Below are 26,339 nucleotides of genomic sequence, written 5' to 3' on the forward strand. Positions count from 1 at the left end.
ACTGAAGGTATGAAGGTAGAACTCAATAATTAATGGATAAGGCCCAAGTCTTTCGCTTCTTCCAGCGTAAGACCACTTTCTCTAATTTCTTGCATTGCTTCAATACGACGACGCGCTGCTGCTTTTTTCTGACACTCTGTAATATTTGTTACTACTTCATCAGCAATCTCATACTTGCCTTTCATATCGGTGATTTCACCGTGATCAATTGAATTAATAGACATAATAACCTCCTAAATCCATACTCTTCGGGTGTATATTTAGCAAAGCCGATTACCATTGTTAAATCTATTTATCCCATAATGTGAGCTGAGTAATATTTGTGATTTTTTTTCTAAAAAACACTATCCTTAATTATATCAATTGAACTACATTTAGAGTTCTACCCTAGAGAAAAGTGATTGCGCTACATCACTTTTTTACTCCTTCCCTTTTCTGAGTTATCCTAGCGTATATATTGATAAAAATAATGATACCTATGACCATCAACGCTATCGACATCACCGTCCTGACTGAATCATCGTCGACAGAATCACTGTTAACATCAGCCTCATCAAATACCGCCTCTGGCATCACTTGTGAAAACTGCCAAGCCTGCTGCTGTAAATTAGAAGTGATGATCATTACCGATACAGGCGTACCTGAAGAGTATATTGATCATGATGATTGGGGAGGCGAAGTGATGTTACGCCTAGATGATGGTTGGTGTGCCGCTGTAGATCGCGACACCCTAATGTGTACTATTTATGAAAACCGACCGTGGATCTGCCGTGAGTTTGAAATGGCCTCTTACGAATGCGAAGAAGAGCGCAAAGAACAGGGCATCGATAAATAGACCTTCAAGTTCTAAGTCAAACTTATATCGTTTCTAAATACGTTAAATACAAACGCGCATCAAACTCTAGCTGGTGGTAATCAGGCTCCATATGGCAACATAACGCATAAAACGCTTTGTTGTGAGCTTTCTCTTTAATATGAGCCAATTCATGCACCACCAGCATACGAAGCAATGGCTCTGGCGCTTTACGAAAGACACTCGATATACGTATCTCATTTTTAGCTTTTAATTTATTGCCATGAATACGTGATACAAACGTATGTAAACCCAACGCATTATTTACAATATGAATTTTAGGATCATACACCACCTTACTTAATGGTGAAGATTTTTTGATGTACTTGTTTTTCAATGCTTGAGTGTAATCAAACAATGCCTTTTCAGAAGTAATGTCATGCATTGTAGGGTATTTATTCTTCACCCATTCCGCTAATTTACCATTTGCAATCATAGGCTCAACTTGTGCCAAAATATGCTCAGGGTAGCCTTTTAAATAGCGCAGTGTTGTCATTATTTTTACTCATTGATTTAAATCCACGACGTCTCTCTATTGTACATGAGTTTCTTTCTCGCTACCTTTTCAACTCACCTTTTATTTAGTCTTAATAATACCTATAAAAAAATCAGGCCTACTCATTACTGAATAGGCCTGATTATTATCTTAGTTACACTGATAATTATAGTGAGATAATTACTTCACTTTATCCCATGCCATTGACCAATCAGAGCCAACGCCAGGAGCAAAACTTGTTGCGGTTTCAGTCCACTGAACACAGTAACCAGAATAAGGGAATGGCTTACATTGGTAGATAGCGCCATCTTCAGCCAGTACTTTTGTTCCTGCTGTGTAATTTTTTACATTCTCAGGGAACACGAAATCATAATCACCTGCTGGTGGCGGTGTTTGCTCTTCCATCAAATGGAAATCAGACGTCGCTTGTTCAATTAACTCACCCTCTGTATTTTTGATGCGAGAAACAAGCATATGATGACCTTTTTCTGATTTAGATAACGTCATTAATACCGATTTATTATCACCATCTTTTAGATCAACAACCGCATTTGATAACGCTTCTTTTGCATGGTTGTAAACAGTTAGCTCTACATTCATGTCACCCACAGCGTATAAGCTAAGATCTAACTCTGTCGCCGTATCACCAATAGTATACATAGACTCTAGACCTTGAATATCTAACTCATAGCTTGGCTCTGGCGTTTCGATTTGGTAACCAATCTCAACACTCTTTAGACCACTGCCTGCTTTTAAATACACAGGGTTTGAACCAAATACAGGAACAAATTCACCTTTCTCATTTAGCTGACCAGCACCAATATTTTTTTGCTCTTGGTTCACCTTAGTTGCTAATGCATGCGTCCAGTTATTTGCTTGACCTTGAGTCGCATTTTCAATCGTTACGCTTGTCGATAAACGGCTGTTTTCACCCGATGCATCAAATACACGAGTAAACACACGATCACCTACATTTAGATCACGTGTTGGGTTAATTTGACCGCCTTGAGTCCACGTTGGGTCTACAACATCGCCGTTACCTTCAAATTTCACATCAATTACGTTATAGAATGCAGCAGCCGTATCGCCCACATCCCAAACAGCAAGGATCACTTGGTAACCTTCACGCTCAGGAACCACACACTCATGAGAGAATGTTTGTGGGTATAGTGGCGGTTTTTCCATGTTGTATTCAAGCTCACAGAACGGCGTCAAATCAAAAGAGTCACGCGTTAATACTGCGTTTTGATTCCAGTTCTGTTTTGTCATGTAGTACTTCCACGTTTTTGTTACGTGGTTAGCCGTAAACGTCCATTCAAACGCTTGTGCGCCAGCAGTAATTGGACGCTTAACCCAACGATCAGACGTTTGTTCATTTAACTCAGAGAACTGAACTAAACCTGCACCTGCGATTTGACCATCTGCAGGGCCGTTTTCAGGGAAACCTTCAGGGCCTTCAACACTTTGAGGCTCCCATTGTACAGAGCCACAATTTTTATTTTGTTCTTGAGTATCAGAGGTTGGGAACTTACACAATGCTGCACGAGAGCCTGCGATGCCACCGTTTGATTCAGACACATAACCATGTGCAGACACACCAATACTCGTCGCCATTAATGATAAGGCTAATATTGTTTTTGTTGAGCTGTTATTCATTACTTTTCCTTTATTAGAATTATAGTTTTATTTTATTAACACACAGACTGAACGTTTTATTTTTGACCTACTCACAAATAGTTTCCAAATCCGTTGTGCGCGCAGGAATCTAGTTGAAGATAGGTGCCTAAACGAGCAATAAACCCATTTATTGGGAGTGAAATCACAAAACAAATAACAACAACAAACTTACTTACAATTAGTTCATCTCGCTATTCATAAATCCATTTTATTTACCTTATAAAACCAACGAATTTGAAATAAACATCGTCTATATTTTTATCGAAATAAAACTAAAATACGGTGATAATTTACATAAAAACAACGTAATGATTAAAAAAATAAGATGATCCCCCCTCATTAATATATGCACAAAAACAGAACTGCGGTTTTTATGAATTAAAACCAACGTTCATTATTTGTAATGGCGTTGGTTTTTTGATTTACCCTACTGTAAATGGATAAAAATACCACGTAACACAGCGAAAAAACCTCTCCAACCAACGTCACCCCAGCAAATACTATTAACACAAAAATAACAAGTTTAGATGGAAATCTGTTTAAAAAGTGAGTTTTCGCATAATTATGAAAACAACAAAACGATCAAAACGACAATCTTAATCGCCTCTCATTTACTCCGGTTAATATTCTGTAACAATGGCGGCCAAGTTAGTCTGAAATTCATCGTTAGAATGGAGCTCGTCATGCACAAAAATGAACATCTACCCCTACCCACCAATACCAAGGAATGGTTTCTGAATAAAAACAGTTTAATCATTCTTGCCGATATCACTCTTTTTGCCCTGTTATATAATTTTTTACCCTTTGAGCAAAATGTCGTTCTCGGATTAAGTATCTTGGTTTTTGTTGCCATTTTGTGGCTAACTGAAGCACTGCACGTCAGTATTACGGCATTACTCGTCCCCCTACTCGCCGTTGGCTTTGGGATCTTTGATACCACCAAAGCTCTAAGTAATTTTTCAAACCCAATCATCTTCTTATTTTTAGGTGGCTTTGCTCTAGCTGCAGCTCTACATCGACAAGAACTTGATAAAGTCATCGCAGATAAAGTACTGATCTTAGCCAATGGTAAAATGAGTACTGCGGTTTATATGCTATTTGGTGTCACCGCTGGTTTATCAATGTGGATAAGCAACACCGCTACCACAGCTATGATGTTGCCATTGGTTTTGGGGGTACTAAGTAAAGTAAATTCGAAAACAGGCCATAACACTTACGTATTTGTACTTTTAGGTATCGCCTACTGTGCAAGTATTGGAGGGATAGCAACGATTGTAGGTAGCCCGCCAAATGCAATTGCAGCGGCAGAAGTAGGGTTAAGCTTTACGGAGTGGATGGCATTTGGTGTTCCTGTAACCTTAATTCTATTACCTGTTACCGTTGCTCTATTGTATGTCATGCTAAAACCCAATCTAAATGACGTATTCGAGCTAAACCATGAGCCTGTCACGTGGGATAAAGGTAAAATCGTTACCCTTATGATCTTTGGTCTTACTGTTACTTTATGGATATTCAGTAAACCAATTAATGCCATGTTAGGTGGGTTCTCAAAATTCGATACCTTAGTTGCACTGATGGCGATTGTCTTACTTGGGTTCTCTCGAGTCGTACACTGGAAAGACGTTGAAAAAACCACAGATTGGGGCGTACTGCTATTATTTGGTGGTGGTATCTGTTTAAGTAATATTTTAAAAGCAACAGGGACAAGCAGCTTTTTAGCACACAGCCTAAGTGATATTTTATCGCAAGCTGGCATATTATTTACTATTTTAACCGTTGCGGCGTTCGTTGTATTCTTAACCGAATTTGCCAGTAACACTGCCAGTGCGGCGCTGCTTATACCTGTATTTGCCAGTGTTGCTGAAGTGCTTGGGATCTCCCCTGTGGTACTTTCAGCTATGATAGCTATTTCAGCCTCTTGTGCCTTTATGCTACCCGTTGCAACACCACCAAATGCGATTGTGTTTGGCTCAGGCCACATACAACAATCAGAAATGATGCGCGTAGGTATTTACTTAAATCTAGTTTGTGTTGTTATTTTAACGGCGTTTGCTTCCATCTTCTGGGCATAACATTCTATATGATAAAAATACGGCCTCTGCTAACTGCAGAGGCCGTATCATATCTCTAGATATTAATTGATAACACAGAGCTAAACTTGACGCCAAAATTCGTCATTTGGATCACTCTCTTCACACCATGCATTATCTCGACGTGCCGCCAAATACCATTGCAACCCATCAAACAGCGCAAACGCCGTTGGTCCACCTAAATGCTCAAACGCATCAAAAAAAGCATCTTCTTGCTCAATTAAGCACTCTAATGTGGTACATGAATGGGTAATCGCCCACTCAATCGCCTCTGGTTGAGCCGTCGCTTCATCCATAACAACAGCAACAAGAGGAAGAACAACACGTAATTTCTCAGCCTCATTCAACGCACGAAGATCGTCTTTATCTTGCTCTTGGTTTTTTATCTCATCAATAATCGACAAACGCTCTTTATAAGAGACATCACGGTTTAGCTCAGCAATACGCAGCGCATAAGCAAAACGCTCAGAGCCGACAATCTCGATTAAGGTTTCTAGCAACACCAGATCCAACGACATCGCTTTTACATGGTACTCAATACACGCTTGAATACTTAAATAACGCACACCGTTAAATTCATAACCATAACTTTCATCAAACCCATCTAAAGGCTCGCCATTCACCATTAAATCCCAACCAATATATTCAACACGCTCTTTCGCAATTTCATACATAGGCCATGCACTTTTACCAAAGCCCTCCAGTATTGCCCCATGAAACTCAGAAGCTTCAAGCTCTTCTTTCGTCCACTGCAAACCAATACCCAAATGCTTAGCGTACTTGTTCATTAATGCGTGTTTAATGTGATCACGAAACGACCAGATAGATTCAGATACCCCAGCCGACGGCAGCGCCAAACACTCTTTACATGCAGGCAATTCAATCGGTTGATGAGCAATTTTACTGACTTGATGTGATGACTTAGGAAAAGAGAGGAGATCGAACGAAGGCTCACCACAAAACCAACAGGTATGTCGGAGATTAAAAGGAATATCGATAAGAGAATAGTGAGACATTAGGGCTTCCGATCTAAAAAAGAAAGCCCTAGTTTAACTGATACTACGTATTAAGAAATTACTCTTTTTCTCTTAATATGCGAATGGTGTCTATTATCATAGGAATGATAACTACAGCTAAACCTGCAATTAAAAAACCCATAAATATCATGAATGTGCTTTGTCCACCCATATAAAACGTACCCTTGTCTTATTACTAATTAAGCCAATATCACCTAGACCAGCCGTGCTTATATGCATCTATTTACTGGACCTTCACTTAAAAGCGTTTTATCTCGTCGTTACCGCCGAATTATGCTTTATTTACCTTTGAATTGAAACGATTTATTCACGATCCCATGATCTAGATTCATAAATTTAAATATAATTTAACTTATTGATATAACAAATAGTTAATTTAGATTCAGGCCATGAAATCTTAAAAATGATACAGTTCGACATCGCTTTCATTGCTCTTTCATCCTCGTTCGCAATTTCTTTTATTGCAGTTTGTTACCTTTATAAAAACTTTTACTCTAGTTACTACTCAAATACAGTGACAAGGATGTTATGTGATATTCATATTAAGCACTCGACAAATCAAGAATACTATTCCAAATAATCAATACTCAAATGAGCCAGGGGATGCGCACTATCTTATGCTCCCCAACAACGCCACCGCTCCCGATCCAAACTCTCATCAATTAACGCAAGAACAGTGGATAAAGAAGTTAACCCAAGACGCCACCACAGGCCATCACCCTAGCGAGCACCCACTCGCCGAGTTTAAAACAGGTAATATTCTGTTCTTTGCTCATGGCTACAACAACAGCCAAGAAGAAGTCATTGAACGCCATAAATTATTAGATACCCATCTAAAACAACACGGATTCTCTGGCACCATTGTCAGTTTTGATTGGCCTTGTGCAACGAATACACTCAACTACCTTGAAGACAGAATGGACGCCTACCAAAGCGCACTAAAATTGGTCACGGCAGGTATTACCCCACTGGCGATAAATCAACTTAAGGAGCATGAAAACCAGTGTGATATTGATGTGCATTTACTGGGTCACTCAACAGGGGCTTATGTGATACGAGAGGCTTTTTACCAAGCCAGTAAAAACCGCAGCTTACAGCGCATTCACTGGAACGTAAGCCAAGTGTGTTTTATAGGTGGAGACATTGCCAGACAATCACTCAGCCATGATGACAACAAATCAAAGCCTCTGTTTGCCCAAGCCAGTCGCATAACCAACTACCAAAGCCCGTTTGATAACGCCTTAAAAATATCAAACATAAAGCGAGCAGGCCTAGCCCCACGCTGCGGACGCGTCGGTTTACCAGAGGATGCACCAAGCAATGTGGTTAACATAAATTGTGGCGACCATTGGCAAGCGTTAATACAACCTAATGAAGAGCAAACCATTGGTAACTGGACGCACTCTTGGCACTTTCACTGCACCCATTTTTCCGAAGATTTAGCGCACACCCTACAAGGTGATATTGATAGGTTAGCCATACCCACCAGAGAGCGAGTAGATGGAGAATTAAGATTAAAAGTAAAGAAAGCCGATATACCAAAGAAAGAGAAGCGGAGGATTAAAAAGTGGGAGTGATGGGTCTCCCACCAGAAATTACCATTCTCTAACTAACAAACGGCTTTGAACTCCTTTGATTTGAAATCCCATTGCATCAAATACCTCCTCAAAATCTCTACATTGAGGAGGTATATTTGGTAATGAAAGAGCGGCTTCATTAAAAAAGCGTTGCTGCTCATTCGGATTTTTCCATGCCATTTCCCACCAAGCCAAAATTGTTGGTTTAGATTTTTCAAGTCTATTTAGTGAGGGGACTCTATCGCTTTTCTTCAAATTTAACGCTTTGCTCGAAGGCATTAAATTCCAATGATCATTATTTGGCCAATATGCAAAGGGTAAACAATGATCTACATGATACTCGTCATTGATTTTAGTTTGCCCCCAAACACATTGAATTGAATGGCCCTTTGATTTTAAATCTTCTATTTTCGACCGAATACGATTCGTATCATGCTTTTTATCTAACCAAACCAAACAATCGTGATAGGTTTGTAGCGTTATATTATTCTCTCTGTTCGCCTCAAAGCGCTGCATTTCAGAAATCCACTGGTTTACAACTAATGGTTCAATCCACGAATAATAAAGGCGGAAGCACTCCCAAAGATTTTGCTTTAAAACAAACGACCCAAAGCTCTCAAAAAAATCAGAATCAAGCACGATACTGGATTCTACTTTACGTCTTTTAGAAGGGGCTACTGTAGAAAACTCTTGATTATTATCTTCTAAAGCTCCTGAATAAATAAACTTAATAGGTCCATCTTTCATGGTTTTTATCGTCGCTTGCATTACTTTTTGTAAGGCTTTAGCATCTTCATTACAAAATACCGCGCCAATAGCTAAATCATCCGCTGATAAATGAATCAATTTCTCCCATCCATCTTCAGTGATAAACGCTAAGCCTTTTTTGGTATTGCTGTTTTGCTGAATATTGCCGACATCAATTAATCGTTTATATGCTTTAATCCAATACAGAGCGACTAACCCTAGTGGAATTGAAACTTCACCATCAGTCCTATCCATAACACAGCCAGAATGAGCATCTGCAATACGCAATAACACACGCAGTAGTGCTAATTTGTAGGTTGAACTTTTGCTGTCATTAACAATGATGTGACGAACTTTATTGAGATCACCCGAGCCATCATCAGGTAAACTCATGACGACCGTTTGCCATTGAACCTCATCACGCTTTAATGCATCAGGCTCAACGTCGGTGACTAAACGAGTATGTAAACAGGCATCTTTTGAAAATTGAGCTAATTCCTCAATTGAACATGAATACGAGCTTCGGCCATCACTAAAATCACCATGACGCAAACTGATGACCAAACGTCCATTTGGAGCAAGAAGATTTGAGAGTTTTCTAAAAGCACGAGCACGTGAACTTGGTGGAATGTGCATCCACACAGCACTAACCAAAATCACATCAAAGCGCATTCCTAATCCGATGGTATGATTTAATTCAGGTAACAAATCATCCAACCATTGCACTTGTTCACCCGTGTGTATTTTACCTAACTCTCGCATTTCCTTTGCGGGCTCTAGCGCAATAACAGTACATTTTTGATCTGAAAACCATTTGGCATCTCGACCAACACCTGCACCTACATCCAAAATCTTCTCACCAGAAAACGGCCAAAATGGCTTCCAACTGGCATGAACTTTCTCAAACGTTACTGATGTGTAATTTTGAAGTAGTTCTTCTGAATGTTGATTATAGAATTGAATATTTTTCATAAGTGCTATGTACTACCTTGTTAGCCTATTGAGAGTCTCAATTTGAAAATATTTCTAGTATAAGCTCTATTAAGTACTAACGGGAAAGTTATCAATACTTAAGTGATTGATATTATGTTAAATTATAGAACTTAAATTCCCGATAACTTCTTTATAGGTACTTATCGCCCTTTAAATAAAGTCATTCGATGATGCTTTAAATATTTTTCATGTTCTCGATTTACATGAAAAGACATTCCGTCAGTAATACCTAATATTTCGGGTCTTTCCAAGTGACTAGAAACCATTACTTTTCCTGAATTTTCAAACGAAATAAATCCAAGATCAAAAGCTTTATCTAAATTAGCAAGCAATAACAAACCGTTAAATTTATCTAGTCGTTCATCATTATTAGCATCTCGCCAAGGTTTAATATGCGACGCAACTAACATCTGTGTATTTTTATATCCAGTTACTGAGCATCCCTTCCACATCTCTATAAGTTGCTTTCTAAATGTTCCCTGTCCCATTCTGGTATTAACCATTATTGATTTTTCAGTTTGGGTTAATTTTGTATTCTCAAAAATCTCTTGAATATCTGCTTTTACGTCTATTTGGGATAAATCAGAAAGAAAATGTTGATATGAGTTTAATGCTGCACTGTACATACTATTCCCTCTAACATTAAATTCTTTAAATTTTTCAAGCGAACGAGCACTTTCTGAAAGACGACAAAACTCCCGAAAAGACTTCACCTCAGTTAATGGTGCATCTATAAGCCCCTCTTGCACCATCCAATTAGAAATAGACCCACGAATCGCTTGAGAGTAATTCTTCGCTGTTTTCTCTGATTTACCAATATCAATAAGCCATTGAATATAAAGCTCAGTTAAGTCTGATAAATTTTCTACTAATGCATCTTTAAAATCATTAACTACTATTGAACTTTTTAAGTAATCAAAAAGATCACAATCCAAATAAGCATAATCGACTGCTTTATTTGAATACCCTTTAATCAGGGAAACATCAATACCTTCTTGGTAAGATAAATGCCAAAATCCTTCACTTTTTAAATGATAAAAAGGGTTTTCTGGTGTATCTCTATCTTGACCTTGTTTACGTTCATTAAAAAAATATGTGAACCGATTTTTCAAAGTAGCATCAAGTTTAATTTTATTCTCATAGATATAGCCTGCTTGTATTAAATCCATAACAGCAAGTAACATGCATACTTTATGAGGGCTTTTCTTTCCCTTACTACTATTCATGTTTAAATTACGGAACTTGTCTACATAATACTCAACGGACATACTTCATCCTATAAATAAATTTAAGTTAGATTAAAAGCATAAGATTAATAATCCTATACATTCTAAAACTTATTAATAATGGACTAATCTTATCGTAAATAAACAAAAAAAACATGAAAAGCATCACTAAATCAAAAAGTTACTTTATTTAGTTATCCATCACTTTTTTTAATGGAATATTACCCTATAATCAGGCCAAAATTCTTGTTCTGAGTAGTACATGGCTGAATTAATACCAACATTAAATACCTGTTTACCAAAAATGACATCAGGTGAAAGACGTTTTGCACAGCGTCTAGAGAACTTATTAGAAGATGATTATATATGTTGGTATGACATTCCTGTAGGGCGTTTACGTCGCTATCCAGACTTTATAATTTTGCACCCTGCTCGTGGGTTACTATTTCTTGAAGTGAAAGACTGGAAGCTCGATAACATCAATAATATTGATGCCGTTCGAGTTGAATTGCTGACCCCTAAAGGCATTGAAACAACCAGCAATCCTATTGAGCAAGTTCGTCAATGCAGTTACCAAGTAATCGATAAACTTAAACGCGATAAATTACTCATTAACCAAGAAGGGAAATACAAAGGAAACTTATGCCTTCCTTACGGTTATGGTGTTGTACTTACCAACATCACTCGAATGCAATTAGACAGAGCTATTCCATTAGAGGCACAAGACTCGATACTCCCTCATCATTTGGTTATCTGTAAAGATGAGATGATAAGCACAATAGATCCTGAGCGTTTTCAATCGAAGCTGTGGCATATGTTTAATTATCAGTTTGGGAACAAATTAACATTACCTCAAATAGATCGAATCCGTTGGCATCTTTTCCCTGAAATTCGTATTTCAGGCCCAGAGCAACAAACTCTATTACCTTTAGAGAGTGATGACGAATCAGTAAATACCAATGCCTATATTCCCGACATCATTAAAATTATGGATATTCAACAAGAGCAATTGGCTCGAAGTTTAGGGGACGGACACCGTGTTATTCATGGTGTGGCAGGCTCTGGAAAAACACTGATCTTAGGCTATCGCTGTTTACATTTAGCTGAACAGTTAAAAAAACCAATTCTTGTTCTTTGTTTTAATATTACGTTAGCGGCAAGATTACGCAGTTTCATTGATGAAAAGGGTATTTCAGGACAAGTTCAGGTTTATCATTTCCACGATTGGTGTGGGCAACAGATCAAAACCTACCATTTAGATGTCATTAAAGGTGATGCACCTTACTGGGAGCGACAAGTTGATACCGTTATTAATGGTGTTGAAAAAGGAGATATTCCAAAAGGACAGTACGGTGCATTATTAATTGATGAGGGCCATGATTTTGAAGCTGAGTGGCTTACGTTAGTTACTCAAATGATTGATCCTGATACTAATTCTCTATTGCTGCTTTATGATGATGCTCAATCAATTTATAAAAAGAAAAATAATTTAGATTTTAGCCTAGCAAGCGTTGGTATTCAGGCTCAAGGTCGAACAACTGTACTACGTTTAAATTATCGTAATACAAGAGAAATCCTGTCTTTCTCATATAATTTTGCTAAGCAATATTTTGAAAATTCAGATGCTAAGGAAATCCCATTAATTCACCCAGAATCTGCTGGCATTACTGGTACACACCCTGTTGTTAAAAAGTTTTCAACAATGGATCAAGAAGTTGAATATGCAATAAAATGTTTAGTTCATTGGCAAAAAAATGGTTATGCGTGGAGTGATATTGCCATTATCTATCCCTGTAAACATATTGGACAAAAAGTATCTGAAGCATTAAAAGCTAAAGATATTCCTTATATTTTGCTCGCTAAATCTGAATATAAGAAAAAATACAACCCAAGCACAAATGTTGTTAATGTTCTGCCGATACCAAGTAGTAAAGGGCTTGAGTTTAAAACTGTTGTCATTCTAAACTCATCAAATATTCCTAAAAAAAGCAGCGATAGATCAGAAGATATTCGTCGTCTATATGTGGGTATGACAAGAGCAACCCATAATTTACTAACGACTTACCATAAAGAAAATGAGTTAAGTGAGAGCCTTGAGGCTGCTATTGCTATAAATGCATAATTACCCGAAGGGTGCTTCTTTCTTTTATGCCGTGCTAGAATTAGGTATTCCCAAAATGAATAATGTGTATTAAATGAAAAAGCGGTCTTTATTATTAGCTCTATTCTCTGGTGTTTGTTTAGCAAAGCCGCAGGTGTATTTTGGAGCTGACGCCCTCTCAAACTCCAGTGCTTATTCTTTGCAGTCTGGTTTTTATTTCCCTGTTAACCCAGAGCTGGATTTTGGATATGACATGGATTTCACGCAATGGAACCAAGAGGTTCATTCATTTGGTATCAACATTAAGCCCGCTTTTCGTAAGCAACAATTCTACCTAGCGCCAATTGTCGGCATGCACTATTTTAGTGACGATATTGATTACAGTTACAGCCTTGGGGCTGAGGTAGGGTACGATTTTGAACGTGTGACCATCAGAGCTGGATACAAAGACGTTGATGAAGAGTTTTATGATAATGATGCGTTTTATGTGGGTGTCGCGGTTCGGTTTGATTAATCATAAACGAGTAAATATCTTGATGATTAAGCTATTATAATAATGTCTTAATCATCAAGCGTTAGGCGATATTGTTTAAATTACGCTGTTGGTCCATGTAGACTTTTAATCGGTTCACTCTTGATTCAATTTCTTGCTCTCTTAATTCTCCGCGCTTCATTGCGAAGTTAATGGCTTTTTGGTCGTACACACCTTCGTTCTGCATTTTCATGTTACTAATGCTGTTTTTTAACTCTTCTTGGCTTCTATCTCTTTCAATAGATTCGGTTTGAATTTTGCCAATTGCTTCTACTTTCATAACGTCTCTGAGCCCTTACCTACTTGTTTTATAAATTTAATTCTAAGCGCTATTTTGGTCAAGCAATAGTTCAGCAACTTGCACAACTTTATGGCTTGGTCGACAACATTTCGTCTAGACCACCACCATTATGTACTTGGGTATAGCCTGCTTGTTGTAAGTAGCTCATCACTCTACCTGAGCGCGCACCACTGCGGCAGTACACGACAATAGGCGTGTCTTTATCGATATTGGCAAAGGCGGTATCTGCGGTATTTAATGGCAAGTTTGCGGCGTCGGTTAGGTGTCCTTGGTTAAATTCACCTGGGGTACGTACGTCTATTAATAATGCGCCTTGCTCGATAAGATCCCACGCTTGCTCACTGCGCTCTGATGCCCAGCCATTAAAAGATAGCATTGATAGTAGTAGGCATAATCCGGCTTTAATTTTCATTTATTATCCTTTAAAAACGCTCAATAAAATTTGCCTTATTTTAATCTGGATTGTGTGTTTTTACATAGGTTGCTCATCGTATTTATAGGCTAGATCAAAAAAACCAGTGCATTCTCTTTAATAAAAAGGAATGTCACTGGCTTTTATATCCGCCAAGTAAAATTGGCTATCTGTTACATTGCTGCTTGCTTGCGGTGTTTGAAATCCACAATCAAACCTAATGCAAACACACCGATAGTCACAAATAGAATGCTTTGAAATACGTGATGATATTGCGTTGCAGAGACGATTAAATCTAGGGCTCCTGCATTTTCTCCAATATTTGTTGAGGTAAACTGCGCGATATCTGCCGCCAAGTAGTTGGCAACAGAGCCCCCTGCAAGCATATAGATACCCGCTAATGTACCCGTTGCGCCTTGTGGGTTTAAGCGTGTAATGGCGGCAAGGGCGGCAGGGTCAATAAACAGCTCTGCCACACCAATACACAATAAGCCAACCATTAACCAGACGAAGGTTGTCTCACCGCTTGCCATTGCTAATTTTGATGACAAGGTAATTAAACTAAAGCCTGCGGTTAACAGTAAAAGACCGATATTTAGTTTGGTCAGTGTTCTTACTGAGATACTTTTTGACTCTAATATTTTCCATAACCATGCTACCGCTGCACCACCAACAATCACCGCAACGGGGTTAATGGCTTGGAAGAACGCGGTTGGAATGGTAAAGCCGCCAATATTGGTGTTGATGTTACGCTCGATGAATAAACTGATTGAGCTGCCACCTTGTTGATCAAAAGCCCAAAACACAGTACCAAAGAGCATGAAGTACATAATTGCGTTTAGTTTTTGGCGATCTTCTGCATCACTTTTACGATATAAGTTGATGATGTGAATCACTGAGATAAAACAAATCACAAATAAGATATACCCTGCCCATAGGTTTTCAAGTACAAATACCAAGCCTAATGTGGCGACAGCAATAGCGATGATCAGTAGTGACCAATGCGGAATGCCTGCGCTTTTTTGTTGTAGTGCAGTAAAGTTCGGTTGACTTACATGAGCAAAGTTTTTACGCCCTGAGATAAAGACACCCAAGCCAATAAGCATTCCTACCCCTGCCAATGAAAAACCGATGTGCCATCCCCATTTCATGGCGGCAAAACCACATAAGATAGGCGCAATCATGGAGCCGATGTTGCCACCAATATAAGAGATAGAGAAACCTGCTTCACGTCCGTGCTCTTGCTCTTTAGTTTGGTATAGCTCGCCCAACAAACAGCTTGAGTTAGTTTTAAAGAAACCATAACCACAGATAATCAATGATAGTGCGATATAAAGTGTGGTGTGATCGCTACTTGGAATACTGAGAACAAAGTGCCCCCCGACCATCAATAAACCACCTAAAATCACTGACCAATAGTTACCTAAATATTTATCCGCTAAATAACCCCCAATGATTGGCGTCACGTAGACCAGTGAGGTATAGGCTCCATATAAGGCGTAAGCATGTTGATCTGACATTAATAGCTTTTCGGTTAAGAAAAGGATCAATAAAGAGCGCATGCCGTAATAGCTGAAAAACTCCCACATTTGAATCGCAATAATGTGGAATAGCCCTTTAGGTTGTTTGATCGTGTTCATCTGCTGCCCTATGACGGTTGCCCAAATAAGTATCAATGATTTTTCTATTGGTACTTATTCACTAATATTGGCTAAACATACACAGCAAGGATAAAAACACCAAGATATTTGCGGCACATCCCGTGTAACATAAGTTTTCAAAAATGATAGTCATGTTGGGACGGAGTTCATATCGAACATTTCGTCCACCTTAACAGCGCAATTTTTCTCTATTGCCTTTAACAGCAGGTTCCTGTTGAGCATAGATGGATGTCTATATGCTTACCGCTATTATCAGAGCTAGAAATGACTTTTTGTTAATGATGGTACTTGCCTTTAGTAAAACAAGAAAAATTTGAAATACTTAACTGACATTACATTAATACCGAGGGAGTGTTTGGTATTTGTTATTCAAAAATAACATATTTTAGACCCACTCTCTAATAACATTGATTATTTATAATCACCCAATGGGGTTACGTTTTTTCAACTCCATCTTTGTACTATTATTTCAGTTCAATCGCTTCAAAATCAAAACCAATTGGTGATAGCTGTCCAGTAGCTTTCGCTTGAGTACCTTGTTTAATGACTTGCCAATAGGCTTTATTTTCTAAACACATCGATCCTGAAAATTTATCTATGCTCACCGAGCCTTTGCAATTTTTACTGTAGTAATCACGTGCTTTATCGGAAAAAATAATATCAATTTGGGCCGGTTTTGCGTATAGGAAGTGCCAAACATTCGCGCCACCCAACATCAAACTAAGCGTCAGTAATAAATTTCCTATCGTTAAACTAAATATTTGCTTCGGCAAGCCTTGGCCCATCATTCTGGCTCGTTCTCGGGTCTGTTTAGAAAGCATTTTTGGCAGCAGCATTACACCACTAATAAGATAAACCGGCACCACAACTGACCACATTCTGTCTATCACTTCATCATGCCACATTAGATCAGAGAAAAAGAACATCGAACCTACACCGAATATTCCGAAAATAAACAAACTGATGGCCATTACATTAGCCACTTTCTCTAATAACACTACGGGCGGAAAGTATTGCTCAATAAAAGCCCTTTTTCCTAATATCAATACTTGCTCGAGATGTTCTTCAAGCTCGCTACGTGTTACTTGGCCGAACTCTTTCTTACGAATTTTCCCCTTACTGTTTTGATAGAAAAGAGTGAGAAGACCACTATCAGTATCAATAAGATCATAACTGACCTTAATTTTTCCATTACTCACTTGCACCTCTGCTATAAGTAAAGGCAGTACAATTCCCTGCTCACCGATAGCTGAAAAATCAACATCAACGCCTGACAAAAAGTCATTGAGGGCTACTTTTAATTCTCGTTTACTCGTAATAACGCCAGGGTAACATTTTTGATCATCGTCTACATGTAAGGTTAGAGACTGGATATGCATAGTTAAAATTCCCCTTCTAACAAGGCACTGAATGAATTACTGCTTTCGCCCTGCCAAATGTGTTTACTTTTGTTTACATTATATTGCTGTTGGGCAAGCGCTTTTTGCTGAGGAGTCAGGTGTCCTTCAGATTGTTTCACTAAGTCATTTGCTCTTGAGAAATCGTTATTTCTGGCATAGCTTGCCCAAATAAATGCTTCAGCGTACTGCTGATTATTTGAATACATCACCGCTTGGTTATATTGCGCGACAGGCAAAGATTGATAGGCCGCTTTTTGTTGCCAATACTGTGCAAGTTGAGGGTTCTTAGTGACATAGTCCCCCATGTGATACATAAGGCTAAGGTAATACTGCGCCATTGGATGATCTGAGTTTTTGCTAAACCATTGATAAGCAATTTTAAAGTGTTGCTCAACAGTCGTGTCATAATAATAAAGCGTCGCTAAGGTCACTTGGCTAGGAATATCGCCTTTATTGGCAGCCTGTTCAAAAAACGCTCGCGCTTGGGTATATTGTTTATTCTTTAATAGAGTAAAACCAACTTGCCGAGATTCTTGTGCTGATATTTCTTCTGCATAGCGTTCAATACCAGAAAGCTTAATGCCTTCCGATTTAAATAATGAAAAGAAAAACGCCACGACAAGCGTGCCTAAGATGGTTATTCCAGCACTTTTAAGCTTATTTATCATGAGTTCAATAGTCCAAAAATTTAATGCCTTTCTAGGTTTCGAATAAATCAAAAACTCTGCCTATTTAACCTCTTTTACAGTTTGGAAAAATAAATACCACAGTTCAGATGCTTAGCTATCTTAGCATGACCCGTAGACTCTCCGCCATTATCACATGTGATTGTTTTGCAACGCCATTTAAAGGGCTTCATCATGCGATTTATCGCGCAAATTGAGACAAACATCTTTCTTCATAAATTATATGCCCACTTCTTAATATAGATTAAGGTTTTGCTCTTTTCTTAGCGCTACTATTGCCGCCCTTTTATCCCAACGACATGACAAAACACTTCTAGAGGATTGCACTTGAGCACTTTGTTTACACAAACCCAGATTGGCAACATGACACTAAAAAACCGCTTTGTTCGAAGTGCAACGTGGGAAAATATGGCGACTGAAGATGGCCATATGACGGACAAACTTTACGATATCTATGAAGAGCTAGCCCAAGGTGACGTCGGCTTAATAGTGACAGGTTATGCAAATATCGTTGAGGAAGAAAAGCCCAACGCTGGCATGATGGGGATGTACAACGACTCTTTTATTGCTGAGTACCAAAAGCTGACAGAGTTAGTACACAAGTATGATTCTAAAATTGCGATGCAGTTGGCGTATGGTGGCACTAAAACTACGTATAACGTTGGTGAGCGTATTATTTTTGCACCAAGTGACGTATGCGAAAGAGGTACACAAACGCTTGGCAAAGCAATGACTAAAGAGGAGATTGATTACATTGTTGATGCCTTTGCTCAAGCAAGCCGACGAGCGCAAGCGTCAGGGTTTGATGGTGTTGAAATTCACGCGGCGCACACTTATTTAATCAATCAATTTTTAAGCCCATATTACAACCGTCGTGAAGACGAATACGGTGGTAGCTTAGAGAACCGCATGAGATTCTTAATTGAGATTTATGCCAAGATCAGAGAATTAGTGGGTAATGATTTCCCTATTTTAGTTAAGCTAACGGCCACGGAATTTTTTGATGGCGGTTTAACCTTTGATGACACTCGCCTTATCTGTAAAAAACTGGAAGAGATTGGGGTCGATGCCATTATCGTTTCAGGTAATATTCACGGCAATGCAAGCACCATGGTTGGCGAATCGTTCGATGGTTATACCTTGCAAGATGAAGGCTATTTTCGTGAATATGGTGCGGTGATCAGTGAAGACATTTCTATCCCTGTGATTACGGTAGGTGGTCTTAACGATATTTGTGCGATTGAAGCGATTGCTGAAAACACCAATATTCAATATTTTGCTTTATCACGCCCTTTACTTGCTGAGCCTCAGTTAATTAAACGTTGGAAAGAAGGCAGCAGAGCAGAAGTCGATTGTGAGCGTTGCTCTAAGTGTCGTACCAAACGCGGTAATTTCTGCGTGGTATATAAAAAGAGAAAGCCAAAGAAAGACCAAGCGTAAGAGTTTATTTTGTTTATAAATCGATAAGTTTATAAATCGATAAGTTATAAAAAATGCCGCAGTTTACAATCACTGTGGCATTTTTTAGGATCTTTACTTGTCTAGTTACATGCTCAATTAAGCACAAACCAAGCAAGGTTTATCAAAATAGTAACCTTGACTATAATTAACACCCAGAGGTTTTACTGTATTTAGCTGCCACTGCTCTTCAATGCCTTCAGCAAGTACTTTTCCATGATAACGGTGTACTTTATTGACGACTGTTCGCAATTTTTTAAGAAACTCGTCACCCTCGCCTAATCGTTTCATCAGTTTAATGCAGAGCTTTACGACTTCAGGCTGAACAATATCGATTAGATCTAAATCAAAATAACCACAACCTACATCATCAAGCCAAAACTCATAACCCACCGCTCTTAATTGATTCATTTTTTCTTTTATTGGATCCCATTCTTTGACTGGTAAATGCTCCGTAAGCTCTAGCTTAATATGTTCCGGTGTTGAATAATTAAATAAAATCTCAAGAAGCGTTTCATTAAATAACATTCTAGGCGATATATTCACCGTAACATTTTGCTTAATACCCAGCTCATGCATCTTAGATAAGTGAGTTTCTAGACACTTGATTTCTAGCTCATCGACACAATTATTTTCTATCGCTGCACTAAAAAGCTTATCCGGTGTATGTAATTGAGAGCCAATAGGACCGCGTATTAACAGTTCATAACCAAATTGTTCTCCGGTTTGAATATTTTGAATTGACTGCCAATAAGATAAAAGTTCATTGTTCATTAAAATAGTATTTAGCTCGGCATAATCAGTCCTTTGAATGTGAGCAATTGATGGGTTGTCTGAGTTCATGAATAACCTTTTATAAGTATGTAGTTCTGTTTGTTGAATTATAGAATTTTTAATGTCATTCCTTATTATTCAAGGGAACTAACATACACTTTTTTATCTAAAAAATCTTATAAACCACAAGCTCCCACCATAAATAACCATTTATTGGTACGTCAGTTGATAAAACTCTCAACTTGACAAACTTGATCACACCTCACTAAACCACCATCTAAATAGCCTTGTTCAAACTCCCCAAGTATATGAACATCAATACCGCACATAATCAAAAATGGGATTATTTATCTATCCTGTTGTTCAAATTTATAAGCTAAGATAAAAAAACGCCGCAGGTATTAACCGCGGCGTTTTAGTTTGATTGACTAGAGGGGGAATTCTAGTATTTTTTTAGGATCTCAACGATGTCACTTTGGCTATCTGAATTGATGATTGCCTCGATATCGTCATCGTTTTGGAACAACTCAGATAACGCCATAATGGTATTGATGTGGCTGTCTGAATCCATGGCAGCTAATGTCACTGAGAAGTACACATCGCCATTGTCTTCTGACTCTAGGTTCACACCATTCTTAAACACGGTAATTTGAAGCGCCGCTTCGTTTACACCATCTTCAGGTCTTGCGTGTGGCATTGCAATTTTAGGAGCAAGCACATAGTAAGCACCAATTTCATGGTGTTTCTGTTTGATGGCTTCTAAGTAACTTGGTTCAATCTTTCCATTTTTTAGCAATACTGAACACGTTAGCGCTAACGCTGAATCGACACTTAAATTACGCTCTGATGTGATAACAATACCGTCGTCACCAATTAACTCTAATAAACTCATGATACAAACCATCCAAGTAGTAGGCCAACAACACCAAAGTCAAAATCAGAGAAGGTTGTTGCTTCTAATCCTAAGCCACCAAGCACTGGAAGCAGTAGCATTGGTAAGATTGAGATACAAATACCTTGTGCAAATGAACCTAAGATAGCGCCACGTAAACCACCCGTTGCATTACCGTACACACCAGAAGCACCACCCACGAAGAAGTGAGGAACCACACCAGCAACAATAATTGTCCATCCCATCATGCCTTGTACACCCATCATTAATAGGCCAGCAGAGAATGAAGATAAGAAGCCAATTAATACCGCGTTAGGCGCAACAGGGAATACCATTGGACAATCTAGCGCAGGTTTTGCACCTGGAACTAAGGTGTCTGAAATGCCTTTAAACGCTGGAACAATCTCTGCAATCAACATTTTTACACCTTGAAGTACGATGTAAACCCCGCCAGCAAAAGTAAGTGATTGCATAAAGGTGAATACCACCCAGTTTTGTCCACCAGATACACTCTCAACAAACTCACCACCAGCAAAGCTAGAAGCCAATAAGAAGAACAGTGCCATCGTTGCAGCAACAGCCACAGGCGTATCACGTAAGAACATTAGGCTTTTTGGTACATTAATGTCTTCTGTTGATTTTGATGTGTCACCAAACTTGCTGCCAATATAGCCTGAAACCACATAAGAAAGTGTTGAGAAGTGGCCCATTGCAAGTTGGTCTGTGCCCATTACTTTTTCAGTATATTTTTGAGCAATCGCTGGCATGATAACCATTAGCGAACCAACAATGATAGAGCCTACTGCAACTAATGTTGTACCTGTAATGTCTGCTGTTGATAAAATTACCGCAACAAGCATCGACATAAACATGGTGTGGTGACCCGTTAAAAATATATATTTTAAAGGAGTAAGGCGAGCCAGTATGATATTCACAATAAATGAGAAGAACATAATTAATGCCATTTCATAACCAAAGGCTTCTTGTGCTAATGCCACAATCGCTTCGTTATTTGGAATAACACCACTCACACCAAACGCTTCTGTAAATACCACTGAGAAGTTATTTAATGCGCCAACTAATGCACCAGCACCGAAACCTAGAATTAAAAATCCCATTACGGTTTTAATGGTGCCTTTTAAAATGGTCGATATATCAGACTTTTGGGCAACAAGGCCAATAAAGGCAATTAAACCCACCATGATTGCTGGCTCTTTTAATAAGCCGAGCATGAATTCGAAGAAATTTATCATAATAATAAGACCTTACATGAATGCTTTTAGTTGCTCTTCAATAGACGCTTTGTCAAAAATATTTTTAAGACTAATGATATTTTGTTTACCCGCGTCTTCTAGTTGACTTGCTACATCCGTTGCAGCAACCCAGATATCAGCGTTGCTTGATGTTGCTGATGATAAATCTTCGTGATCAACTTCTGCTTCAAAACCTACTTTTTTGATTACTTCTTTAACCGCCATTTCCATCATTAATGAAGTGCCTAAACCGTTACCACATACAACTAAGATCTTTTTCATTTTATATACTCTCTGTAGGATTAATTTGGAATGTAATATTTCATTCCCTATTTATTATGCTGAGAATCTTAATGGGTAATTCGCAGATTTAAATAGATCTAAATCACAAAGCCAAAATGAGATTGTGATGCAGATCTACTTAATACGGTCTTATTAACAAAATGCTTTGTTAATTTTTTCTGAGGAATTTGAAACTGTGATGGGTGTTGTATTTATAAATAGATGCGTTTTTAAATTCGAACTGTAAAAATAATCAATAAGTATTAGTCAATTATTTCCCGTAATCTGTCAGCATTTTTTTCAATAAATTATTTACGTCTTTAGTCTTTTTATTTCGTTTTGTAAGCGCGCTTAATGACATTGGCATTTTCGGCTCTTCTTTTGGTATTTCGCCTGCTTTGAGCTTCATTTTTTGTACTGCAGGTAATAGCATCCGTACTTCTTCACCTTTTTCATTGGTTAAGAGAACAATGTTTTCTGACTCCACTTGAACAATGGTTAATAAGCCATGCTTTACTGACTCTATTATTTCACCCACCATAATGGACTCCGGCGGTACTGAACGATCAGCCAATTGGCCACTTCTTAATTTAGCAGCACTAATCGCACGAATGTTCCCTGTATTCTCAAACGCGACAATCACGGTATGCGTGTTGTAGTATTCAATCACGGTAACATAGCCGTGCTTTTTGGTTTTAAACCTTACGCCATTTTTCATATCTAACGGCGCATCCATCTTCTTTGCTAACATCTGTCCTTCCTATATCGCGCATCTAAACAGATCTGAGTGTGTTTTTTATACTCTCATCTATGCAGCCCATCGAGAGTATATACATATAAAACATCAAGATAAATCTATCATTTAAGTTACAACTCATGCTTATATATAAAGCATAATCTAAAATATTGTATTTATCCTATTCTTAAAAATGGCTCGACTCTTATAGAAAAACACGAGTCCTGATAAACAAGAAACATTTCCCTCCCATTCACATCATCTAGCAGCCAAGAAAACAAACATTATGATTGTGGTACTTTTCTTCCATAGTTATTGGATAATTACGCTATTTTTCTCTTAGCGTGTTTTGTTTATCTTACTTCCATCAACAGCGCGTAGGTTGGATATTCCCGCTGACACTTTTGTTCACCGAATTTAGGAAGTAGATATGACTCACCCAATTATTGTCGATTTAAACACTCGTTATACAGCAAAAAAATACGATGCTACTAAACGTATCTCAGCAGAAGATATGGATGTTATTAAAGAAGCAATTCGCTTATCTGCTTCTTCAATTAACTCTCAACCATGGAAATTCATTGTTCTTGAAAGTGATGAAGCGAAAGAGCGTTTCCACGGTACATTTGCGAATATGTTCCAGTTTAACCAACCGCACGCAAAAGAAGCATCGCATACCATTTTGTTTGCACACAATCCTAAATTTAATAAAGATCAATACCGTAAAGTGGTGGATGCTGAAGTAAGCTCTGGTCACCTTCCTGCTGAACGTTACAACGATATGCTTGATGGTGCTTATGGTTTTGTTGAACTGAATACTGATGAAAATGGCTTTAATGGCAACTGGACAAAAGCACAATCTTACATCGCTTTAGGTAACACGCTGCACACACTTGCTCGTATGGGTATTGCTTCTACGTCTATGGAAGGTGTTGATGCTCAATTGATTGGCGAAGAGTTTAAAGATGAACTTGATGGCTATGTATGTGATTTTGCACTTGCTTTGGGATATCACAAAGACGTTGAAGATTATAACCATGGTCTTCCAAAAGCACGTTTAGCCATGGAAGATGTGATTACGGTTCTTTAAGATCTCACACTCAAAAAACCTACCGTTTCTTAAAATAACCCTGCTCTTTTTGCGTGGGGTTGTTTTGATTTATTGGGCTGTTTCTATTTATTGATTTGATACATAGTATCGAAGTTTGGGACATGTTGCTCCCAACGAGGCGGCTGGCCTATATACTCCTGCACTGCTGCAATAAACTCTCTCACTAACGCGGTCTGCTTTCTATGCGGATATAAAGCATAAACTGCAAGCCCTTTATTGCAAATGGCATAGTTTGTTAATAACGGTTTTAATTTCATATCTTCGATTGAACACGCCAAATTAGAAGATGCGATTGCGGCATAACCTAAGCCATCTTTCACTCCTTCCAGCTGTGTTCTTACGTCATTCACTTTGTAGTTACCCTTCATTTTGTAGTTTTTATACTGTTTTGAATCTGGTGTTTCACTAAACCTAAGTGTGTCTACCGTTAACGTGCCATTACTGTAAATAACAGAAGGCAAACTGATAAGCTCTTCTGGCGTGGTAGGTTCGCCATATTGCTCAATGAACTCGTGCGAGGCTAAAACAACCGCACCAATGTCTGCTATCTTTTTGGCAATCAAACTTGAATCATCCAAGCGGCCTAAACGAAAAGCAACATCAAAGTGATCAGTAATAATGTCAGTTCGTTTATCGTCCATTAGCAGCACAATCTCTACATCTGGGTACAACTTCATGAATTTACTGATCACTGGTTGCAAATATTGTTGTCCAATATGCACAGGGGCTGTAATTCGTATTCGACCTTTTGGCTCTACATGGTAAGAATCAGCAATGCTTTGTACATGACTGATGGTGTTAACCAGTTGATGAGCTTGCTCTAAAATCTCTTCACCTGCGGGCGTTAGAGAGAAAGATCGCGTCGAACGGTTAAGTAACTGAACTTCTAACTCTGTCTCTAATTTTTTGATCTGTTTAGAGAGGGCTGAATTATCCATATCATGCAGCGCAGCGGCTTTAGTAAACGAGCCTTGTTGTACGACATCAATAAAGAGTGAAAGCTGGTTAACCAGAGACATAACAGATCCTTGTTTAAATAGAGAGGCATTAACTAATGACATTATAAATCATTAACTAAAGCCTATCATACTTATCTAAATATAAGGTGCTATCAACGCATCAGTGGGTAAGTAAAAAACACTAGATGTAAAAAGTTAAACAAAAAGTGGAAGCCGACCGCCACCCATAAACGGTTACTGTAATGAAACGCTAAACCATACCCAACACCAGCTAAGGTAGCAAAAGCAACCAGCAACCAACCACCGCCAATATGCGCCAAGCCAAACAATAGACTTGCTACTGCTATACCTGAAACCCAACCAACACGTTTTCCTAGCTCTTGTTGAATAAAACCACGGAAAAAGGCCTCTTCTGCAACACAAGTCAGTAATAAATTATTTAAAGCAAATACCCACCACCAACTAGGGATTGTAAACTCTGGTTTTAATGCGCCTAATCCCCACGCAAGAGGCAGCAAAGCCAATAAGGGAACAGCAATAAGCATTAATGCTTGTTTGTTGATGGTGTCTTTTTTACCTAATAACGCAGGGTAAGCCAGTAATAATCCGAAAAATATTAGCGGTTTATCTAAATTCAAATACATCGTAAATGGAATACTTAATGGTCCAGAAACGACAGAATCTAAAACTTTAGCATTACTAAAGCCGGGAATAAAATGTAGGAATAATGCAATCGACCACATAAACATAAAAGCATAAGCGCCATATTGCCACTTACGCTCTAAACGTGGTGCTTTATAAGCAATGACTAAGCCTACTATTACCCCTGCCAGCCCTGTAAAGTTTAATCTCTGCTCTATAATTGCTCCGATTAAACTGATCCCAAGTAAAATAAAGCTCACTTTCATTTGTTGGACAAAAGCCAGAACAACAGCTAAAGCAAGCGATAGCCAAATCCACATCGAAAAATCAAAGACCACAATAATTCCTACAACAAAGCAATAAAAATTGATGGAAATAATACAGGGTAATAGACCTCACGGATAGATAAAATGAATATCATTATCATTTCCATTAACTATTAT

The 26,339-nt window shown here is 38.4% G+C and carries 25 protein-coding genes; 7 read left to right on the top strand and 18 right to left on the bottom strand.

Translation table 11 applies throughout. The features are described 5' to 3' along the window. Positions 1-29 precede the first annotated feature (29 nt). Positions 30-224, bottom strand: a complete 195-nt coding sequence (locus PVK62_RS13400; RefSeq protein WP_274444998.1) for a hypothetical protein — start codon at positions 222-224, stop codon at positions 30-32. Between the two features lie 254 nt (positions 225-478). Here PVK62_RS13400 and PVK62_RS13405 point away from each other — a divergent pair, with 254 nt between their 5' ends. Further along, positions 479-835: a YkgJ family cysteine cluster protein gene (locus PVK62_RS13405; protein WP_274444999.1), complete on the top strand. Its 357-nt coding sequence runs from the start codon at positions 479-481 to the stop codon at positions 833-835. A 22-nt stretch (positions 836-857) separates the two neighbouring features. Here PVK62_RS13405 and PVK62_RS13410 read toward each other — a convergent pair whose 3' ends face one another. Beyond that, positions 858-1,349: a M48 metallopeptidase family protein gene (locus tag PVK62_RS13410; RefSeq protein WP_274445000.1), complete on the bottom strand. Its 492-nt coding sequence runs from the start codon at positions 1,347-1,349 to the stop codon at positions 858-860. A gap of 180 nt (positions 1,350-1,529) precedes the next feature. Then, positions 1,530-3,005 carry an N-acetylglucosamine-binding protein GbpA gene (gbpA, locus tag PVK62_RS13415; protein ID WP_274445001.1) on the bottom strand — a complete coding sequence of 492 codons (1,476 nt, stop codon included), beginning with the start codon at positions 3,003-3,005 and terminating at the stop codon, positions 1,530-1,532. Positions 3,006-3,709: 704 nt separating this feature from the next. On the opposite strand from gbpA, the gene PVK62_RS13420 reads away from it, so the two are divergent. Next, the gene (locus tag PVK62_RS13420; RefSeq protein WP_274445002.1) at positions 3,710-5,098 is read left to right on the top strand and encodes an SLC13 family permease; all 1,389 of its coding nucleotides are present in this window, start codon (positions 3,710-3,712) and stop codon (positions 5,096-5,098) included. An 80-nt stretch (positions 5,099-5,178) separates the two neighbouring features. On the opposite strand, the gene PVK62_RS13425 is transcribed toward PVK62_RS13420, so the two are convergent. Continuing rightward, on the bottom strand, positions 5,179-6,132 hold the full coding sequence (locus PVK62_RS13425; RefSeq protein ID WP_274445004.1) for a hypothetical protein: 954 nt from the start codon (positions 6,130-6,132) through the stop codon (positions 5,179-5,181). Positions 6,133-6,683: 551 nt separating this feature from the next. On the opposite strand from PVK62_RS13425, the gene PVK62_RS13430 reads away from it, so the two are divergent. Continuing rightward, positions 6,684-7,730, top strand: coding sequence for an alpha/beta hydrolase (locus PVK62_RS13430; protein ID WP_274445005.1), 1,047 nt, complete (start codon positions 6,684-6,686; stop codon positions 7,728-7,730). Positions 7,731-7,748: 18 nt separating this feature from the next. On the opposite strand, the gene PVK62_RS13435 is transcribed toward PVK62_RS13430, so the two are convergent. Together PVK62_RS13435 and PVK62_RS13440 are read right to left on the bottom strand one after the other, a co-directional pair. Beyond that, positions 7,749-9,449: a class I SAM-dependent methyltransferase gene (locus PVK62_RS13435; protein WP_274442724.1), complete on the bottom strand. Its 1,701-nt coding sequence runs from the start codon at positions 9,447-9,449 to the stop codon at positions 7,749-7,751. Positions 9,450-9,610: 161 nt separating this feature from the next. Then, a complete protein-coding gene (locus PVK62_RS13440) occupies positions 9,611-10,738 on the bottom strand; it encodes an HNH endonuclease (RefSeq protein WP_274442725.1) in 1,128 nt (375 codons plus the stop codon). A gap of 220 nt (positions 10,739-10,958) precedes the next feature. On the opposite strand from PVK62_RS13440, the gene PVK62_RS13445 reads away from it, so the two are divergent. Further along, positions 10,959-12,818 (top strand): 3'-5' exonuclease, encoded by a 1,860-nt coding sequence (locus PVK62_RS13445; protein ID WP_274442726.1) that lies wholly within the window; start codon positions 10,959-10,961, stop codon positions 12,816-12,818. Positions 12,819-12,891: 73 nt separating this feature from the next. Beyond that, positions 12,892-13,311 (top strand): hypothetical protein, encoded by a 420-nt coding sequence (locus PVK62_RS13450; protein WP_274442727.1) that lies wholly within the window; start codon positions 12,892-12,894, stop codon positions 13,309-13,311. A 61-nt stretch (positions 13,312-13,372) separates the two neighbouring features. Here PVK62_RS13450 and PVK62_RS13455 read toward each other — a convergent pair whose 3' ends face one another. From PVK62_RS13455 to PVK62_RS13475, 5 genes are all read right to left on the bottom strand, one after another. Further along, on the bottom strand, positions 13,373-13,609 hold the full coding sequence (locus PVK62_RS13455; RefSeq protein ID WP_122032487.1) for a hypothetical protein: 237 nt from the start codon (positions 13,607-13,609) through the stop codon (positions 13,373-13,375). Between the two features lie 88 nt (positions 13,610-13,697). Beyond that, on the bottom strand, positions 13,698-14,042 hold the full coding sequence (locus PVK62_RS13460; protein WP_274442728.1) for a rhodanese-like domain-containing protein: 345 nt from the start codon (positions 14,040-14,042) through the stop codon (positions 13,698-13,700). Positions 14,043-14,215: 173 nt separating this feature from the next. Beyond that, complete coding sequence (locus tag PVK62_RS13465) at positions 14,216-15,682, bottom strand: peptide MFS transporter (protein ID WP_274442729.1); 1,467 nt, start codon at positions 15,680-15,682, stop codon at positions 14,216-14,218. 485 nt (positions 15,683-16,167) lie between these two features. Further along, positions 16,168-17,082: a hypothetical protein gene (locus PVK62_RS13470; RefSeq protein WP_274442730.1), complete on the bottom strand. Its 915-nt coding sequence runs from the start codon at positions 17,080-17,082 to the stop codon at positions 16,168-16,170. Positions 17,083-17,084: 2 nt separating this feature from the next. Then, the gene (locus PVK62_RS13475) at positions 17,085-17,771 is read right to left on the bottom strand and encodes a tetratricopeptide repeat protein (RefSeq protein ID WP_274442731.1); all 687 of its coding nucleotides are present in this window, start codon (positions 17,769-17,771) and stop codon (positions 17,085-17,087) included. Positions 17,772-18,116: 345 nt separating this feature from the next. Between PVK62_RS13475 and PVK62_RS13480 the strand changes: the two genes are divergently transcribed. Further along, positions 18,117-19,229 carry an NADH:flavin oxidoreductase gene (locus PVK62_RS13480; protein ID WP_274442732.1) on the top strand — a complete coding sequence of 371 codons (1,113 nt, stop codon included), beginning with the start codon at positions 18,117-18,119 and terminating at the stop codon, positions 19,227-19,229. Between the two features lie 117 nt (positions 19,230-19,346). On the opposite strand, the gene PVK62_RS13485 is transcribed toward PVK62_RS13480, so the two are convergent. The 5 genes from PVK62_RS13485 to PVK62_RS13505 all read right to left on the bottom strand — a co-directional run bounded on the left by PVK62_RS13485 (position 19,347) and on the right by PVK62_RS13505 (position 23,184). Beyond that, positions 19,347-20,090 carry an EAL domain-containing protein gene (locus tag PVK62_RS13485; RefSeq protein WP_274442733.1) on the bottom strand — a complete coding sequence of 248 codons (744 nt, stop codon included), beginning with the start codon at positions 20,088-20,090 and terminating at the stop codon, positions 19,347-19,349. 373 nt (positions 20,091-20,463) lie between these two features. Next, the gene (locus PVK62_RS13490) at positions 20,464-20,913 is read right to left on the bottom strand and encodes a PTS sugar transporter subunit IIA (RefSeq protein WP_274442734.1); all 450 of its coding nucleotides are present in this window, start codon (positions 20,911-20,913) and stop codon (positions 20,464-20,466) included. After that, on the bottom strand, positions 20,910-22,166 hold the full coding sequence (locus PVK62_RS13495) for a PTS ascorbate transporter subunit IIC (RefSeq protein ID WP_274442735.1): 1,257 nt from the start codon (positions 22,164-22,166) through the stop codon (positions 20,910-20,912). Before PVK62_RS13495 ends, PVK62_RS13490 begins: the two co-directional genes overlap by 4 nt. Before the next feature lie 12 nt (positions 22,167-22,178). Next, complete coding sequence (locus tag PVK62_RS13500; RefSeq protein ID WP_274442736.1) at positions 22,179-22,448, bottom strand: PTS sugar transporter subunit IIB; 270 nt, start codon at positions 22,446-22,448, stop codon at positions 22,179-22,181. A 271-nt stretch (positions 22,449-22,719) separates the two neighbouring features. Further along, positions 22,720-23,184 (bottom strand): hypothetical protein, encoded by a 465-nt coding sequence (locus tag PVK62_RS13505; RefSeq protein WP_274442905.1) that lies wholly within the window; start codon positions 23,182-23,184, stop codon positions 22,720-22,722. A gap of 430 nt (positions 23,185-23,614) precedes the next feature. Here PVK62_RS13505 and PVK62_RS13510 point away from each other — a divergent pair, with 430 nt between their 5' ends. Then, positions 23,615-24,274 carry a nitroreductase family protein gene (locus tag PVK62_RS13510; RefSeq protein ID WP_274442737.1) on the top strand — a complete coding sequence of 220 codons (660 nt, stop codon included), beginning with the start codon at positions 23,615-23,617 and terminating at the stop codon, positions 24,272-24,274. Positions 24,275-24,357: 83 nt separating this feature from the next. Here the strand turns inward: PVK62_RS13510 and PVK62_RS13515 are convergent, their stop codons facing one another. Further along, entirely contained in the window at positions 24,358-25,314 is a 957-nt protein-coding gene (locus PVK62_RS13515) for a LysR family transcriptional regulator (protein ID WP_274442906.1), read from the bottom strand. 92 nt (positions 25,315-25,406) lie between these two features. Continuing rightward, positions 25,407-26,234 carry a CPBP family intramembrane glutamic endopeptidase gene (locus tag PVK62_RS13520; protein ID WP_274442738.1) on the bottom strand — a complete coding sequence of 276 codons (828 nt, stop codon included), beginning with the start codon at positions 26,232-26,234 and terminating at the stop codon, positions 25,407-25,409. Positions 26,235-26,339 lie beyond the last annotated feature (105 nt).

It is taken from the genome of Aliivibrio sp. S3MY1 (assembly GCF_028765575.1).
In the GTDB taxonomy this organism is placed as follows: Bacteria; Pseudomonadota; Gammaproteobacteria; order Enterobacterales; family Vibrionaceae; genus Aliivibrio.

What these genes read in the sequence shown, in the direction of transcription:
- PVK62_RS13400 (WP_274444998.1), bottom strand. Translation starts at nt 224, where the DNA reads ATGTCTATTAATTCAATTGATCACGGTGAAATCACCGATATGAAAGGC.
- PVK62_RS13405 (WP_274444999.1), top strand. Translation starts at nt 479, where the DNA reads ATGACCATCAACGCTATCGACATCACCGTCCTGACTGAATCATCGTCG.
- PVK62_RS13410 (WP_274445000.1), bottom strand. Translation starts at nt 1,349, where the DNA reads ATGACAACACTGCGCTATTTAAAAGGCTACCCTGAGCATATTTTGGCA.
- gbpA (WP_274445001.1), bottom strand. Translation starts at nt 3,005, where the DNA reads ATGAATAACAGCTCAACAAAAACAATATTAGCCTTATCATTAATGGCG.
- PVK62_RS13420 (WP_274445002.1), top strand. Translation starts at nt 3,710, where the DNA reads ATGCACAAAAATGAACATCTACCCCTACCCACCAATACCAAGGAATGG.
- PVK62_RS13425 (WP_274445004.1), bottom strand. Translation starts at nt 6,132, where the DNA reads ATGTCTCACTATTCTCTTATCGATATTCCTTTTAATCTCCGACATACC.
- PVK62_RS13435 (WP_274442724.1), bottom strand. Translation starts at nt 9,449, where the DNA reads ATGAAAAATATTCAATTCTATAATCAACATTCAGAAGAACTACTTCAA.
- PVK62_RS13440 (WP_274442725.1), bottom strand. Translation starts at nt 10,738, where the DNA reads ATGTCCGTTGAGTATTATGTAGACAAGTTCCGTAATTTAAACATGAAT.
- PVK62_RS13445 (WP_274442726.1), top strand. Translation starts at nt 10,959, where the DNA reads ATGGCTGAATTAATACCAACATTAAATACCTGTTTACCAAAAATGACA.
- PVK62_RS13450 (WP_274442727.1), top strand. Translation starts at nt 12,892, where the DNA reads ATGAAAAAGCGGTCTTTATTATTAGCTCTATTCTCTGGTGTTTGTTTA.
- PVK62_RS13455 (WP_122032487.1), bottom strand. Translation starts at nt 13,609, where the DNA reads ATGAAAGTAGAAGCAATTGGCAAAATTCAAACCGAATCTATTGAAAGA.
- PVK62_RS13460 (WP_274442728.1), bottom strand. Translation starts at nt 14,042, where the DNA reads ATGAAAATTAAAGCCGGATTATGCCTACTACTATCAATGCTATCTTTT.
- PVK62_RS13465 (WP_274442729.1), bottom strand. Translation starts at nt 15,682, where the DNA reads ATGAACACGATCAAACAACCTAAAGGGCTATTCCACATTATTGCGATT.
- PVK62_RS13470 (WP_274442730.1), bottom strand. Translation starts at nt 17,082, where the DNA reads ATGCATATCCAGTCTCTAACCTTACATGTAGACGATGATCAAAAATGT.
- PVK62_RS13475 (WP_274442731.1), bottom strand. Translation starts at nt 17,771, where the DNA reads ATGATAAATAAGCTTAAAAGTGCTGGAATAACCATCTTAGGCACGCTT.
- PVK62_RS13485 (WP_274442733.1), bottom strand. Translation starts at nt 20,090, where the DNA reads ATGAACTCAGACAACCCATCAATTGCTCACATTCAAAGGACTGATTAT.
- PVK62_RS13490 (WP_274442734.1), bottom strand. Translation starts at nt 20,913, where the DNA reads ATGAGTTTATTAGAGTTAATTGGTGACGACGGTATTGTTATCACATCA.
- PVK62_RS13495 (WP_274442735.1), bottom strand. Translation starts at nt 22,166, where the DNA reads ATGATAAATTTCTTCGAATTCATGCTCGGCTTATTAAAAGAGCCAGCA.
- PVK62_RS13500 (WP_274442736.1), bottom strand. Translation starts at nt 22,448, where the DNA reads ATGAAAAAGATCTTAGTTGTATGTGGTAACGGTTTAGGCACTTCATTA.
- PVK62_RS13505 (WP_274442905.1), bottom strand. Translation starts at nt 23,184, where the DNA reads ATGGATGCGCCGTTAGATATGAAAAATGGCGTAAGGTTTAAAACCAAA.
- PVK62_RS13510 (WP_274442737.1), top strand. Translation starts at nt 23,615, where the DNA reads ATGACTCACCCAATTATTGTCGATTTAAACACTCGTTATACAGCAAAA.
- PVK62_RS13515 (WP_274442906.1), bottom strand. Translation starts at nt 25,314, where the DNA reads ATGTCTCTGGTTAACCAGCTTTCACTCTTTATTGATGTCGTACAACAA.